The following is a 13325-nucleotide window of genomic DNA, read 5'->3' on the forward strand; positions in this document are numbered from 1 at the left end:
GGCTTACTTTTTATTACATACAATATTACAGGCGGTTTACTTCCTGTAGATAGCTTACCAGATCCAATTATTCTTCAATATATCGTTACCTACAGCGTGGCCATTACTCTTTGCGTTTTCATAATATACCACTTATATAAAGAATACGATATAGTAGTTCTATCCTTCAAATCATCTGTTCGGAATGTTGCTATAATGGTAGCAGTCTGTTTTTTAATATTATTTATAATTCCTTATTTGCTAACGGACAATCTTGATACGGCAAGACTTTTTTTTACGATTCCGATTTCGATAATTGCCTTCATTTTTCTAGTCATTTTCTATCGTCGAATATCAATACCAAATAATCCTAAGCCCGTTATCTTGAGAAGGAACAAACTTTCATTAATTGGCGCATCAAGCATTGCATTGCTTCCCGTCTGCACCCTGATAGGCGATTATCAATGGCTTACATTTAGCGTAATGAATATTGCATTTTACGCCATTACGACCATAGAAATCGACAGGTATCTTTATTTTATCGAAAACAAGAACAGGATGTTTCAGGTTTTTGCGTTGAAGAAAAAGCATAGAACCGAATTGATAAAAAATAAGATTATCTATGAAGATTTGACCCGGCGTGAAATCGAGGTTGCAGTTTCCATTTTGAGTAACTTGAGCTACAAAAATATCGCTAAAGATTTATTCATCGCGGAAAGTACAGTATCAAAACACGCTTCCAATATTTTTAAAAAGAGTGGCGTGAAAAATAGAACTGAATTTTTAAAACGATTCCGGAAGAAAAAGTAATAGCTACCATAGACTTCAATCCTAGGGTTTACAATGAATGACTGTAGTTCCGTAGAAAAATACGGTATATTCCGTAATTAAGTACGTCACATTTTCTTGACTTTATTTTATAAAAAAAGTAAATTAACAAGAATTCCATTACAACCCTTGCTAAACTTGATTTTTTTAGAATATGGGTGCGATTTAATCTAGTTTAAATCACGAAAATATCCCTTTTGAAACCTTCAATTAAAACACGTTAATATGTTTTACAATTTTAATACGCCTTCTTATGAATTTACAATTATTATCAAAAAAGCTGATAAAAGATTTGGATGATGTTAGAATTCAAAATGATGACATCTTGGAAAGGGCGTATCAATCCATCGCATTATGCAGCAGTTTACTCAGCACCTTTAAGAAAAAAATTCTTAGAGAAGGATTTAATACCATAAAGGACGAAATAATATTCTTCAAGGAAACCAAGCAAATTCCACTGATAGAACTAATTTATTTTTCAGAGATACATTCTTTTGAAACACAGTTCCCGAAGGCGGGTAAAAATTATCAGTTAAAATATATTAAAAAGAAAATCAACAAGCTTAATCGATTCTTCTTGTATAATATTGATTTTGGACGTTATATTGATTCAGACGCCGTTCATTTTGATAAAGAGTATTACACAAGAAATCATATTAACACTTTTCGCATTATTACCTCAAAATTCTATTTTCAAGACCCAGAATTTTGCACACCAAGAGATATGCTTTTAGGAAAGTTCAAGGCGTTCAACTCTTTAATAGTTTATCTCGATGAAAAAAAAACTCGAATTCAGAATGGTTCAAACGGTCTACTAATTCCAGCTACATCTCTAAAAAAAATACAGTGGCCATTTTCTAATACGGATTGGGTTGAATTGGTCTATGCGCTTTGTGCAAAAGGCTTAGGCAAGCAGGATAATCAAAGTATAATGAAAGTTTCTAAGCGATTGCAGCAGGTATTCGCTTTTGAGCCAAAAGACATTTACAAAACATTTCAGGACATTAAAAATCGGAAAAATAGTAGAACTCTATTTCTTGACGACCTTTCGATAGCACTTCAAATCGAAATAAAAAAGAGCGAAGAATAAGCGTTTAATGACTTCCTTAAACTTAATTTTAAAATGTTAAAATAAGACCGTACTACGGTAGACCTACGGTCTTTCGATTTTGAATACTTTTTTCATTTATTTTACTATGATTTGGCGTGTGATTTCTATTTTATGACCTTCAAAACACTACAGAACACATCAAATTTCAATATGTTAAATTTTGCCCGTACTACGGTCGTACTGGGGAATAAAATCCGATAAACCTATTCAAATTTGTAGAACGAAAGTCAAATCAGGTCAGGGGCTATCAATTAAAAGATCAAACTCGGATAGTCCCTCACCATTAAACCCGTTTTATTATGCCGACAAGTATTATTACCACAGACGACCTTCGGGAATTCAAACTAGAATTACTCGATGACATTAAAAAAATATTGACCAATCAGGCCAAGGGAAAGCTCAAGAAATACCTCAAATCTTCCGAGGTTATGGATTTATTACAAGTAAGTCCAGGCACTTTACAAAATCTTCGTATCAATGGTACATTGCCTTACACCAAAGTTGGGGGAATCATTTACTATGATTCTGAAGAAATTCAAACGATAATGACCGCCAACCGTGTGCAGCACGGTCTTAATTCTTAGGCGATGAACTATATAAAGCTACTCAATGCGGCTTTTGAAAAGTTCTTTTTTGATGACCGGCTCAATCCTACACATATCAGTTTGTATATGGCGCTGTTCCAAGAATGGAACAGCTCTAGATTTGCGGATGAATTTTACGTGAACCGCAGGGATTTGATGCTTGCGTCTAAAATAGGCTCAAAATCCACATACCACAGATGTGTGACCGATTTAAATGCTTGGGACTACCTAAGCTACTTTCCTTCTAACAATCCATACAAGGGCAGTAAAATCAAGATGTCCATTATCGGGACAAGTGATGAACCGGATATGGGACGGTACAATCCCATATTAGAACAGGTTGCGGAACAGTACCGTCCCAACGGTGTACCGCCTACGGAACAGCACCGTCCCATAAACGGACAAGCTGTGGACTTACACCGTCCCACAGATGGACAAGCATTGGTATCTACTATAAACAATACCAAACAAGAAAACAATATAAAACAACCAAAGGGCTGGCAGGTCGTTATTGATTTTTTTATTGAAAAAGGTTTTAATGCTGATGAAGGAAAAAAATTCTTTGAGCATTATGAAACTCGCAATTGGAAAACTAGCGATGGAAAACTGATTAGAGATTGGCGCGCCGTAGCCACAAATTGGATGGATAGGACTGAACTTTTTGCTGAGGAAAACAAACCAAACTTTAAAGAGGCGTCCCAAATAAAGGACAACTTGCGAACCACTAAAAACAAAGACTATGGACAACCCCTCTAAAATTACCGAAGGTGGCGTGGAATATTCGCTAGGAAAATTTGATGGCAAAAGTGTTCTCTACGATTTTGATAAAATCTTGATTTACTTGAATGCCAAAGGCAGACAATTATTCGGAAAAAATTTCAGAATCTACGATGAAGACATCACAATCGTCCGAAAGCTTTGCCACTATTTCATCAAGGACAAGGACAATTGTGAAAAGTATGAAATAGATATTGACAAGGGCATTTTGCTATCTGGACCAGTAGGCTGTGGAAAGACAAGTTTAATGAAATTATTGCGACACATCGTACCGCTGCAACGACCATACGAAATGATTCCGTGCAGAAATGTCGCCTTTAGTTTTAACCACCTGGGCTTTAAAACCATTGAGGATTACGGCAATACTAAATTCTACTGCTTTGATGATTTGGGTATTGAGCCTGCCGGACGGTTTTATGGCAAAGACTTAAACGTAATGGGCGAAGTATTACTTTCCCGATACGAACTTTACCTCGAAACCAAACACAAAGTCAAAACCCACGCGACCACCAACCTAAATGCCGAAGAATTGGAAGAACGCTATGGTAACCGAGTTCGTAGTCGAATGCGAGAACTGTTTAATTTGATAGCATTTGATAAAAAATGCAGGGATAAGAGAGCATAATCTTATAAAAAATGTAGCTAATTGAGGAAATCCGTAAGAAATTATGTTAAAATTTCAATATATTTATAGGCAATAAGACCAGCCATCGATTTTATAAAGCTAATGGATTTTCATTGGCTTTTTTTATTTAAAAAACAATATCAATATATGTGGAATGATAATGAAACTAATTCTGACTTCATAGACTATCAACATCTAGTGAATGCAGTTACAAGTATTGTAAATAATACACGTTTACTTCCATGCAGCATAGGAGTATTTGGTGATTGGGGAAGCGGAAAATCTAGTCTTATGAAAATGGTTGAAGAAACCTACTCGGAAGACAAAGATGTCCTAGTCATAAATTTTAATGGATGGCTATTTGAAGGCTATGAGGACACCAAAACAGTACTAATGGGAAAGATAGTTAATGAAATTATCAAAAAAAGAAAACCTCAAGACAAGGCATTAAAAATAGCAGCAAAACTACTTCAAAAAATAGATTTGTTAAAAATAGGGCAATCGGCAGTAAAACACGGAGCAGGATTTATGTTGATGGGACCAGCTGGTCTTGCATTAACTACTACTTCAGATATTTTAGGGAAACTGTCCAATGCGAATTACGAAGATTATATAAAAAAGCAAAACGAAAATACTGACCCAGATGAAATTCTAAAAAATGATATTCAAGAATTTCATTTATCATTTGAGGAATTAATTGAAGAAACCAATATTGAAAAAATAGTAGTCTTCATTGATGATTTGGATAGGTGTTCTCACGATACAGTTATAGGAACTCTTGAGGCAATAAAACTATTTTTATTTGCAAAAAAAACAGCTTTTATAATTGGAGCAGATGAACGACTTATTAAACATGCTGTTAGAAGAAGGTTTCCTGAAATTCCTGGAGATAATACAGAAGTAGGACGTGATTATCTTGAAAAACTTATACAGTACCCAATACGAATACCTCCACTTAGTGATTTAGAATTGACAACCTATGTTAATTTATTATTTACAAACCTGTATACTGATGTTGGTGAATTTGAGCATATAAGAATCGGGGTATTAGAAGAAAAAAATAAAGACCAATTTGGTTTTACATTTAGGCTCGAAAATGCTGGTAGTTTTATAAATCATGTAAATGATGACTTAAAGGAAGCTTTACTTCTTTCTGCTCAATTAGTCTCTGTTCTAGCTGTAGGTCTTAATGGAAATCCAAGACAAACAAAAAGGTTTTTAAATACACTTTTGCTAAGACATCAAATGGCAAAGTCAAAAGGAGAGAATCTTGACAAACGTATATTAGCAAAACTAATGTTGTTAGAATACTTCAAATCAGAAACTTTTAAAAGTTTTTACCAGCAACAAGCAAAAAATCAGGGCATAATTCTCGAATTAAAGTTGATGGAAGAAGTTGCGCTTAAAGATGATGACGAGAAATATGAGGAATTACCTGTTGAATATCAAAGTTATCTACAAGATTCTTGGATTAGAAAATGGTTATCATCGGAGCCTTACTTATCGGATGTAAACTTGCAGTCCTATTTCTACTATTCAAGAGATAAATTATCTGTATCAGGAACAAACATTCAAAGAATGAGTTCCCAAGCTCAAGATTTGTATATTAAAATCCTTAATGATTCCGAAACGATAAGAAGCTTAGCTTTAAAGGAATCAGGCTCTCTAAGTGAAGGAGATTCTTCAGCTATATTTGAATCACTTGCAGATAAGATGAAGAATGAAGGTGAACAGTCAGGTGAGTCACCGTCTATAAAACGTTTGATTGACTTCTGTAATGCTAGAAAAGAACTCATTTCACAATTATTAAGTTTAATAGACAAGTTACCTCATCAAGTTTTGCCTCTGAGTATTACAACTTGGTTACAAGAAATATCAGAAGGTACTTCCCATCAATCAACGGTAATTAAAATGATACAAGATTGGAGTCAAAGTTCAACTAATAAACGTTTGGCAGCAATTGCTAAGCGTAAATTAAAAAGTATAAAATAGATTATGGGAACTTCTGCATCAGGTACAGGACCAAAGGGAAAAACACCATTATTGCCTAGTTGGGCAAACAGTCCGGATAGCTCTCCAGAAGCGGAACAAGACGATGAAAACAGTCAACAAGCTGAAGATACTCCAAATGTAACGTCAGATTCAACAACTGATATGATTCCATCCCAAAAATTGACTGGAACAAAAAGTATTCTTACAAGAATTTCAAATGGAGGTGGCGGTTCTAGCTTTAAAACTTTTGCAAAATCTTATATAAAGTCATCAGGAGGTAGCAAAGCCGCTACAAAAGCATCAATAGCGGGAATTAATGTTGGTAGAAGCTATCTTGGATTCTTATCGGACGTTTCAAAAGATGGTTTAAATGAAACTTTACAGAAATATAACCTCTCAGATTGCATTGGCAAATCTAGTGAGGAGGTCATGGCAAAGATTGCTGATAGAATAGCTCCAACTGGTAGTACTAATGATGAGGCTATAGCTCGCGCTGCCGTAATGATAGCATTCGATAAGCTTTACGAAAAAATTCTTGATAGTGGAAAAGATATTGAGTCACTTGATAATATTGATTCTGAAACATTATCAGATACAGTAATTGAGTTTGTTAGTGCATATATTTTTAAAAAATGGGTGTACGAAGCGGGAATTGCCCTCGAACGAAACGATTTATCCGAAAGTGAAGCAATAAAATTAGAAAATGAAATGCGCTTTTTCATCAGAGATGAAGTGAAAAGTGAATTCAAAAAAACAGACATTTCGAAAATAGATTTAGCTCAAGGTAAAGGACGTAAACTAATTGAGGACATATTTGAACTCGCATATTCAACACTAGAAAAATGAGTATTTGGCACATAATAATAAAAAATAATGAAAAAGATATTTTTGATAAGAAAATATCTAATTCTGAGGAAAAATATATTCTAAATACGGTTCAATTACCAGATATTCCATCCGCATTTGGAACTAATATATTTAAAGAATTTAGATTATCTAAAATTGAACCTAGAGATACTGTTGAGGATTTGTTGCACCTATCTCTTGGGGTCTATACAACTGACCAAGTTGTTTCTAGAAAAATATATGGCTTCCAAGAATGGAGTCGTCATTTTAAACTTTACATGCCTGTCACCTCTCTTGAAAAATGGGAAAATGCAAAAGAAGATTTAGAAAAATTACTTTCATTCTTAAGTGGAGATAAATGGGAGATTTGTTTTAGACAAAAAATAATAGAAGACGGAAAACAAATTAAACTTCTTAATGATAGTAATCCTAAAAAAATAGAAAAAGTCGCTTTGTTTTCAGGAGGAATGGATTCATTCATTGGGGCGATTGATTTAATAGAAGGCAAGAATAAGGTGTCTTTTGTTAGTCACTATAAGAGAGGTGCAGACAAGAGTGCTCAAACTAAATTGTATGATACTTTGAGGAAGAAATATGGCGATGATTCTTTTACAAATTATCAATTTTACTTACAACCTAATCAACAACATAAAAATGCAACAAAAGAAGAAACCTCGAGGGCTAGGTCGTTTTTGTTTTTATGTCTTGGATTAATTATAGCAAATACTCTAGATGAAAAAATTGATTTCATAGTTCCAGAAAACGGTTTAATTTCCTTAAATGTTCCCTTGACAGGAACTAGACTAAGTAGCCATAGCACAAGAACTACCCATCCATATTACTTGTCTACTTTTAAAAAAGTTATTCTTGAATTAGGAATAAATAATAAAATTATCAACCCATATCAATGGATGACGAAAGGCGAAATGATGATTGAGTGTGATAATCAAAATCTTCTTAAAAGCCTTAACGCAGAAACACTTTCCTGCTCTCATTCAGAAAATAGTAGATACTCTGGGATGAGGCCAGGTATCCAATGTGGATATTGTGTTCCTTGCATTATAAGACAAGCTGCTGAGAAAAAAGGTGGAATAATAGGAACTGAATATGTTCATAATATAACTCAAAGTGTTCCGTCACAAAAATTAGTTTCAGGAAGTGATATTAGGGCATTCAAACTATCTCTCAAACGCCTCGAAACCAAATCAACAAGAAATATAATGTTCGACATTCTAAGTTCAGGTCCTTTACCTTTCGAAAATAGAAATGAACTTGATGAGTATATCAATGTATATCAACGTGGCATGAAGGAAGTAAAAGAATTCTTAGAATGAAATATCATGACACTCATTTTCATTTAGATTTAATGTCCGACCCCCTAGATGTTGTAAAACAAATAGAAAAATCTAAAGTATATACTATTGCCGTAACTAACAGTCCCGAAGTTTTTTATTATACTGAAAACATAACAAAAAACACTAAATATATAAGAGCAGCCCTTGGTTTACATCCAGAATTAGTTGGAGAGCGCTATAGAGAAATTAAAAAATTTATCGAAATAATTGATAAAACCAAATATATCGGAGAAATAGGATTGGACAATTCCAATAAATCACTTTTAGATTATAAAAAACAAAAACAAGTTTTTGAGAGTATTGTTAATGCTTGCGCTGCCAGTGGAGATAAAATAATCACGATTCATAGTAGAAAAGCGGAAAGTGATGTTCTTGAAGTATTAGGTGAGAATTTTCCAGGAAAAATTATTTTACATTGGTATTCAGGTTCTCTTCAAAATCTTGAAAAAGCAATTTCAAGAGGCTATTATATTTCAGTAAATTATCAAATGACGAAATCTAAAAATGGTCAAAAAATTATTGATTGTATACCTAATCAACAAATTTTGTTGGAATCAGATGGCCCTTTTATATCGAAAGGACCTAAAATATTCACACCATTAATGGTAAATATGATATTAGATAATCTATGTCTTTTAAAGAAATCTAATAATGAAGAATTAAAGAGTACTGTTCTACAAAATTTTTATGATTTAGTAATAGGTGAAAATGGAAATAGCTAAAGGTATAGGTTATAAAGACTATTTAAAATTGAATCTATCAGATTATGAAAATGATGATTGGATGATAGCAATTGGTTATTTAGAAAAAAGGCTTACGGATAGATTCATAGAACCTGCAGACCAATTAATCAAATTAGAGAGTGATAAAAATGCCATTGACAAAAAATATGGATTTGCAGTTTTAGCTCTAGATTGCTTATTACTAGAGACTATTCAATCGTTTTATGAAGGTATATCCAATTCATCAGGCAAAAGTAAAGCCTTATTTATACAATTTCTACAAAACAGGAAAAACTTCAAGGAGTACTTTAAAACAGAACTTGATGCAGTAAAATTTTATAAAGATTTTCGTTGTGGAATTTTACATCAAGGTCAAACTGGTCGAGATACAAAGGTTTGGTCTGTAGGAGATTTAATTCTGAAAAATAACGGTTTTGTAATTGTAAACAGACATTTATTTCATGAAAAAATAAAAATAGAGTTAGAAGAGTATATTAAAATTTTAAGAACTAAAAGTGATACAGGTCTTTTAGATAATTTTAAAATCAAAATGGATTTTATTTGTCATAAAAAGTAAATTACTTTTTTGTGAGGTTTTTAAAGAATAAAACAATCTCATTTAATGATACATTGGAAATTCCCTTTAAAATTTTAACGACCTCAACATACAACTCTGCCATAACTATTTAATTTTAATAATGAATTTCAATATCGCGAGAGCGGTATCATTATGTTTTTCTATCTTGCTAAAATACTTAGCTTCGTCATCAGACGACAAGAAACCAAGCTCTAATAGCACCGCTGGACAATAATCAACAGTTTCGCGCAACACCTGAAATTTCGCAAACTTTACACCACGACTCTCAAAACCCAATTCCTTTTTGAACACTTCCTGCAACTGAAAAGCGAACCAAGTGGAATCATCTATATACTTAGATTGCTTATCAGCCACATAAACTTCAACACCCCTAGCATTCGGATTATCTGAATGATTACAATGTAACGACACAAACAAATCAGCATTCAAGGCTTTAGCCAATTTTGTTCTATCCGACAAAGAAATAAGTGTATCGCTATATCGTGTCAAATAAATATCCAAAGGCTTATCTAAACTATTATTTAGTTTTAAAATGGCATTAGCAATATTGAGTACAACATCTTTTTCTTGGATTCTATTTATACCGATAGCGCCAGAATCTTTTCCACCGTGTCCAACATCAATTAGTATTTGTTTTTGAACACTCGTTTCCTGTCCAAAAATGATGCACATTTTCAGAAGCAAAAAGACAAAACTAACGTTTTTAAGCACTTTTTTCATTTTCAATTTTCACGTTATCAACAACTTCCCTTTCAGAATCCATAGCATTTGATGCCAAATAATAACAATTAAATTCAATTGATATCAGATAATATTTTATTCACAAATAATTGATTTTCAGTTATTTATGTACAAATATATGTAAATTTCAGAAAGCTAAAATGAATAAAAATTCTAAACCTTTTATTATGAAAAAATCAATCTATTTGGCAACTTTTTTGTCGCTGCTCTCAACATCACTTTTTGCTCAAATTGGGGGAATCGAAGATTCTGTTAATGATGTGGGCGATACCATCAGAACCATTTTTCCAATTCTACTTGGGGTTATTTTCCTAGTAGGTTTCCTATTTAATGCAGGACACTTCTTTGGGGAAAATGCAGACCTTAAAAAAGGGATTACCCGCGTTCTTGTCTTTGTTTTAATCGCAGGTGCGGTTGTCGGCATATTTACTTATTTAATCTCAATCGTTGTTTAATGAACCCTCATCGAGGGCTTTGTTATCAAAGCTTTATGAAAAAATTCGAACCCTATAAAAACATAAGGAAAAAGGCTGTCATTTTTGGGCTGCCAATTTCCTTGTTTGCCCTAATGATGATGTCCATTCTCGCTTCGCTAATGGTTATCATCTTCTCGTTCAGTTTTGGAATAATCATAGGTGTTGCCATTTTCAACGCTGCTTTATATATCGCGCTCACGAGAATTAGCAATAATCCACAACTGTTTCAGGTGGCAAAAGTCTTCCCACAAATTATAAGTAATAAACAAAACTCTGGCTTCGATTATGAACAAGATTAACCTTTCGGCATATCAACCCATAGCAGATATTCAGGATAATATGGTATTTGCCAATAATGGCAATGTGGTTTTGTGTTATAAAGGGAATCTACCAGAAATCTATTCGCTTTCTGAAAATGACTTTGAGGATATGCACGGTGCTTGGTTTCAAGCCCTAAAATCTTTACCAGTTGGCACAGTAATTCATAAGCAAGATATCTACCTGAAGAAAACTTATACATCGGAACAATTACCAAATAGCACCTTTTTGGAAAAAGCCACACACGAGCATTTTAAAGGTCGCGGACATATAGAACATAAGTGTTACCTGTTTTTTACTTTGACAAAGAACAAGGCACTCAATAACTCAAAATATGTGAATCCGTTCCGTAACGTTTCAAAAGGAATCGTGCAGGAACTGGATGATAACGTGCAAAGTTTCGTCAACTCGGTTAGCGATTCGGTTTCCTTCATCAATAACAGTCGTAAAATGGAATTCCTTCCGATGGATACAAAGGAAATCCAACATTTAACCAAGAGCTATTTCAATGGCTTTAACGAAGGCTTTGATACCGATATTTTATTAGAAAAGAAAAGCGTCAATATTGGCGAAAACCATTTTGATGCCCTGGCCATCAATAGCGAACTGTGCTTTGGCGAAAGTGTACAGAGTAGCAAAACCAACGAGAAATTCACTTCTGACGATTTTGTGTTTCATCAAGGGTTTATTGATGGCTTAGGGCTTACGTTTAACGAAAACCATATCGTCAACCAAATTTTGTATTTGGATGACAAACAGAAATGGCGCAAGCTGCTAGATAAGAAAATTGAGGAACTCAACAAGAGTTCAAACTTCGGTTCGCAAAATAAAGTAGTACTTGGCAAAATTCAGCATATCCTTGACCAAATCAATGCGGATGATAATGCACGGATAATTCGTGGTCATTTAAACATTGTTTTCTGGGATAAAAATCCTGAAAACCTAAGCCGAATCGGTTCTAAAATAAAGACCGAGTTTAAGGAACTGGATATCATTCCGTATTACCCTAGAGGCGAAGAACGAAAGAATTATATCCTGAACAGTTACTGCTGTTTTTCGTCCAATTTCTCAAACAACGATTTGTATGTAACCGATTTAAAGCACGCTTTGTGCCTGTTCATCAATAACACCAACTACAAAAGCGACACTACAGGAATCATCTTTAACGACCGTGAACATAACATTCCCGTTTTAAAGGATGTTTGGGACGAAAAGAAGAAACGCATCAAGGCTCGGAACTTTGCCATTTTTGCGCCAACAGGGGAAGGGAAATCCTTTTTGGCGAATAACATTCTACGCCAGTATTTTGAAAGTGGTGTTCGGTTAGTCATCATTGATTTAGGTGGTTCTTACACCAAATTCGCAAAGCTCTATCCTGAACAATATACAGTACTTCGCTACGAAAGCGGAAAAAACTTAGGTATCAACCCTTTTTATATTAGCGATATAAATGACCTCACACCAGAACGGCTAGAGGATTTATCCGTGTTTCTCTTTGAACTGTTCGCCTCAGATTTAAAAGTAACCAAAGCACAATCGGTTTCCGTAAAGAAAATACTGAAACATTATTATGATAGCACTTCTGAGAATCATTCTTTGGAAGGCTTCTATGATTTTATAGAAAGGAATCAAGAAAATCTTCTTGATAACCTAAAAATCCATCCCGACTACTTCAATATTACGAGCTTCTTGCACGTAATGTCTGAATATGTCGGCGATGGTCTATACAGCTTCCTTTTTGAAGTTAGCGAAGACCAGACCTATAAAATCGAGGATAAACGATTGATTGTTTTTGAACTGGATGAAGTGAAGGACAATAAGGAAATCCTGTCCGTTATGTTGAAGCTGATTAAGTCAGCCATCCAAAGAACCATTTGGAAGAACAGAGCTGAAAAGGGTATCATTCTATTTGATGAGTTTGCTAAACAACTAAAGTTTGATAACGTATTGGAAAGCGTAGAATTCTACTATCAAGCCATTCGTAAACAGAATGGTGCGATTGGGATTATTCTACAATCTATTAATCAGCTTCCTAACAATTCTACTTCCGCCAGCATCCTAGAAAACACACAAGTTGTTTACAGCTTGAATAATGAAAAAGGCTATGACGAATTAGTCAAAAGACTCAATCTATCTAGCCACGATTTAAACCAATTAAAGTCCATCAAAAACAATCTTTCCGGTCCTCGCAAATACACCGAAATGTTCATCAAAATAGGAAAGGAAAGTAACATTTTTAGGCTCGAAGTTCCGAAGGAAGTTTATGCGGCTTATTTGACCGATGGACAGGAAAATGAAGAAATAATGAAGCTCTACGATGAGCATCACGATATGGAAAAAGCAATAATTCAATTCACATCTAAAACGTAATAA

14 protein-coding genes are annotated in these 13325 nt (G+C 34.0%); 12 read left to right on the top strand and 2 right to left on the bottom strand.

Annotated features, from left to right (window positions below; genetic code table 11):
- The first annotated feature begins 363 nt into the window (after nucleotides 1-363).
- The 10 genes from SJY30_RS17545 (at nucleotide 364) to SJY30_RS17590 (ending at nucleotide 9396) form a co-directional block, all read left to right on the top strand.
- On the top strand, nucleotides 364-789 hold the full coding sequence (locus SJY30_RS17545) for a response regulator transcription factor (protein ID WP_396633412.1): 426 nt from the start codon (nucleotides 364-366) through the stop codon (nucleotides 787-789).
- A gap of 271 nt (nucleotides 790-1060) precedes the next feature.
- Complete coding sequence (locus SJY30_RS17550; protein ID WP_396633413.1) at nucleotides 1061-1897, top strand: RteC domain-containing protein; 837 nt, start codon at nucleotides 1061-1063, stop codon at nucleotides 1895-1897.
- Between the two features lie 320 nt (nucleotides 1898-2217).
- Nucleotides 2218-2502 (top strand): helix-turn-helix domain-containing protein, encoded by a 285-nt coding sequence (locus tag SJY30_RS17555; RefSeq protein ID WP_396633414.1) that lies wholly within the window; start codon nucleotides 2218-2220, stop codon nucleotides 2500-2502.
- Between the two features lie 3 nt (nucleotides 2503-2505).
- Complete coding sequence (locus SJY30_RS17560) at nucleotides 2506-3258, top strand: hypothetical protein (protein WP_396633415.1); 753 nt, start codon at nucleotides 2506-2508, stop codon at nucleotides 3256-3258.
- Nucleotides 3242-3904 (top strand): ATPase, encoded by a 663-nt coding sequence (locus SJY30_RS17565; RefSeq protein ID WP_396633416.1) that lies wholly within the window; start codon nucleotides 3242-3244, stop codon nucleotides 3902-3904. The genes SJY30_RS17560 and SJY30_RS17565 overlap by 17 nt, the downstream gene beginning before the upstream one ends.
- Before the next feature lie 102 nt (nucleotides 3905-4006).
- Complete coding sequence (locus SJY30_RS17570) at nucleotides 4007-5896, top strand: P-loop NTPase fold protein (RefSeq protein ID WP_396633417.1); 1890 nt, start codon at nucleotides 4007-4009, stop codon at nucleotides 5894-5896.
- A gap of 3 nt (nucleotides 5897-5899) precedes the next feature.
- On the top strand, nucleotides 5900-6742 hold the full coding sequence (gene qatB / locus SJY30_RS17575; protein ID WP_396633418.1) for a Qat anti-phage system associated protein QatB: 843 nt from the start codon (nucleotides 5900-5902) through the stop codon (nucleotides 6740-6742).
- Nucleotides 6739-8076 carry a Qat anti-phage system QueC-like protein QatC gene (gene qatC, locus SJY30_RS17580; protein WP_396633419.1) on the top strand — a complete coding sequence of 446 codons (1338 nt, stop codon included), beginning with the start codon at nucleotides 6739-6741 and terminating at the stop codon, nucleotides 8074-8076. The genes qatB and qatC overlap by 4 nt, the downstream gene beginning before the upstream one ends.
- Nucleotides 8073-8819 (top strand): Qat anti-phage system TatD family nuclease QatD, encoded by a 747-nt coding sequence (qatD, locus tag SJY30_RS17585; RefSeq protein ID WP_396633420.1) that lies wholly within the window; start codon nucleotides 8073-8075, stop codon nucleotides 8817-8819. The genes qatC and qatD overlap by 4 nt, the downstream gene beginning before the upstream one ends.
- Nucleotides 8806-9396 (top strand): hypothetical protein, encoded by a 591-nt coding sequence (locus SJY30_RS17590; protein WP_396633421.1) that lies wholly within the window; start codon nucleotides 8806-8808, stop codon nucleotides 9394-9396. The genes qatD and SJY30_RS17590 overlap by 14 nt, the downstream gene beginning before the upstream one ends.
- Nucleotides 9397-9501: 105 nt before the next feature.
- On the opposite strand, the gene SJY30_RS17595 is transcribed toward SJY30_RS17590, so the two are convergent.
- Entirely contained in the window at nucleotides 9502-10137 is a 636-nt protein-coding gene (locus tag SJY30_RS17595) for an N-acetylmuramoyl-L-alanine amidase (RefSeq protein ID WP_396633422.1), read from the bottom strand.
- A 188-nt stretch (nucleotides 10138-10325) separates the two neighbouring features.
- On the opposite strand from SJY30_RS17595, the gene SJY30_RS17600 reads away from it, so the two are divergent.
- On the top strand, nucleotides 10326-10613 hold the full coding sequence (locus tag SJY30_RS17600) for a hypothetical protein (protein ID WP_215932671.1): 288 nt from the start codon (nucleotides 10326-10328) through the stop codon (nucleotides 10611-10613).
- 52 nt (nucleotides 10614-10665) lie between these two features.
- Here the strand turns inward: SJY30_RS17600 and SJY30_RS17605 are convergent, their stop codons facing one another.
- Nucleotides 10666-10833 carry a hypothetical protein gene (locus SJY30_RS17605; protein WP_396633423.1) on the bottom strand — a complete coding sequence of 56 codons (168 nt, stop codon included), beginning with the start codon at nucleotides 10831-10833 and terminating at the stop codon, nucleotides 10666-10668.
- An 86-nt stretch (nucleotides 10834-10919) separates the two neighbouring features.
- Here SJY30_RS17605 and SJY30_RS17610 point away from each other — a divergent pair, with 86 nt between their 5' ends.
- The gene (locus SJY30_RS17610; RefSeq protein WP_396633424.1) at nucleotides 10920-13322 is read left to right on the top strand and encodes a TraG family conjugative transposon ATPase; all 2403 of its coding nucleotides are present in this window, start codon (nucleotides 10920-10922) and stop codon (nucleotides 13320-13322) included.
- The last annotated feature ends 3 nt before the right edge of the window (nucleotides 13323-13325 follow it).

The organism is Maribacter sp. R86514 (genome assembly GCF_044597005.1).
In the GTDB taxonomy this organism is placed as follows: domain Bacteria; phylum Bacteroidota; class Bacteroidia; order Flavobacteriales; family Flavobacteriaceae; genus Maribacter.

Bases quoted from the DNA above. Each gene is read 5' to 3' on its own strand.
- SJY30_RS17550 (WP_396633413.1), top strand. From the start codon at position 1,061: ATGAATTTACAATTATTATCAAAAAAGCTGATAAAAGATTTGGATGAT.
- SJY30_RS17555 (WP_396633414.1), top strand. From the start codon at position 2,218: ATGCCGACAAGTATTATTACCACAGACGACCTTCGGGAATTCAAACTA.
- SJY30_RS17560 (WP_396633415.1), top strand. From the start codon at position 2,506: ATGAACTATATAAAGCTACTCAATGCGGCTTTTGAAAAGTTCTTTTTT.
- SJY30_RS17565 (WP_396633416.1), top strand. From the start codon at position 3,242: ATGGACAACCCCTCTAAAATTACCGAAGGTGGCGTGGAATATTCGCTA.
- SJY30_RS17570 (WP_396633417.1), top strand. From the start codon at position 4,007: ATGGATTTTCATTGGCTTTTTTTATTTAAAAAACAATATCAATATATG.
- qatB (WP_396633418.1), top strand. From the start codon at position 5,900: ATGGGAACTTCTGCATCAGGTACAGGACCAAAGGGAAAAACACCATTA.
- qatC (WP_396633419.1), top strand. From the start codon at position 6,739: ATGAGTATTTGGCACATAATAATAAAAAATAATGAAAAAGATATTTTT.
- qatD (WP_396633420.1), top strand. From the start codon at position 8,073: ATGAAATATCATGACACTCATTTTCATTTAGATTTAATGTCCGACCCC.
- SJY30_RS17590 (WP_396633421.1), top strand. From the start codon at position 8,806: ATGGAAATAGCTAAAGGTATAGGTTATAAAGACTATTTAAAATTGAAT.
- SJY30_RS17595 (WP_396633422.1), bottom strand. From the start codon at position 10,137: ATGAAAAAAGTGCTTAAAAACGTTAGTTTTGTCTTTTTGCTTCTGAAA.
- SJY30_RS17600 (WP_215932671.1), top strand. From the start codon at position 10,326: ATGAAAAAATCAATCTATTTGGCAACTTTTTTGTCGCTGCTCTCAACA.
- SJY30_RS17610 (WP_396633424.1), top strand. From the start codon at position 10,920: ATGAACAAGATTAACCTTTCGGCATATCAACCCATAGCAGATATTCAG.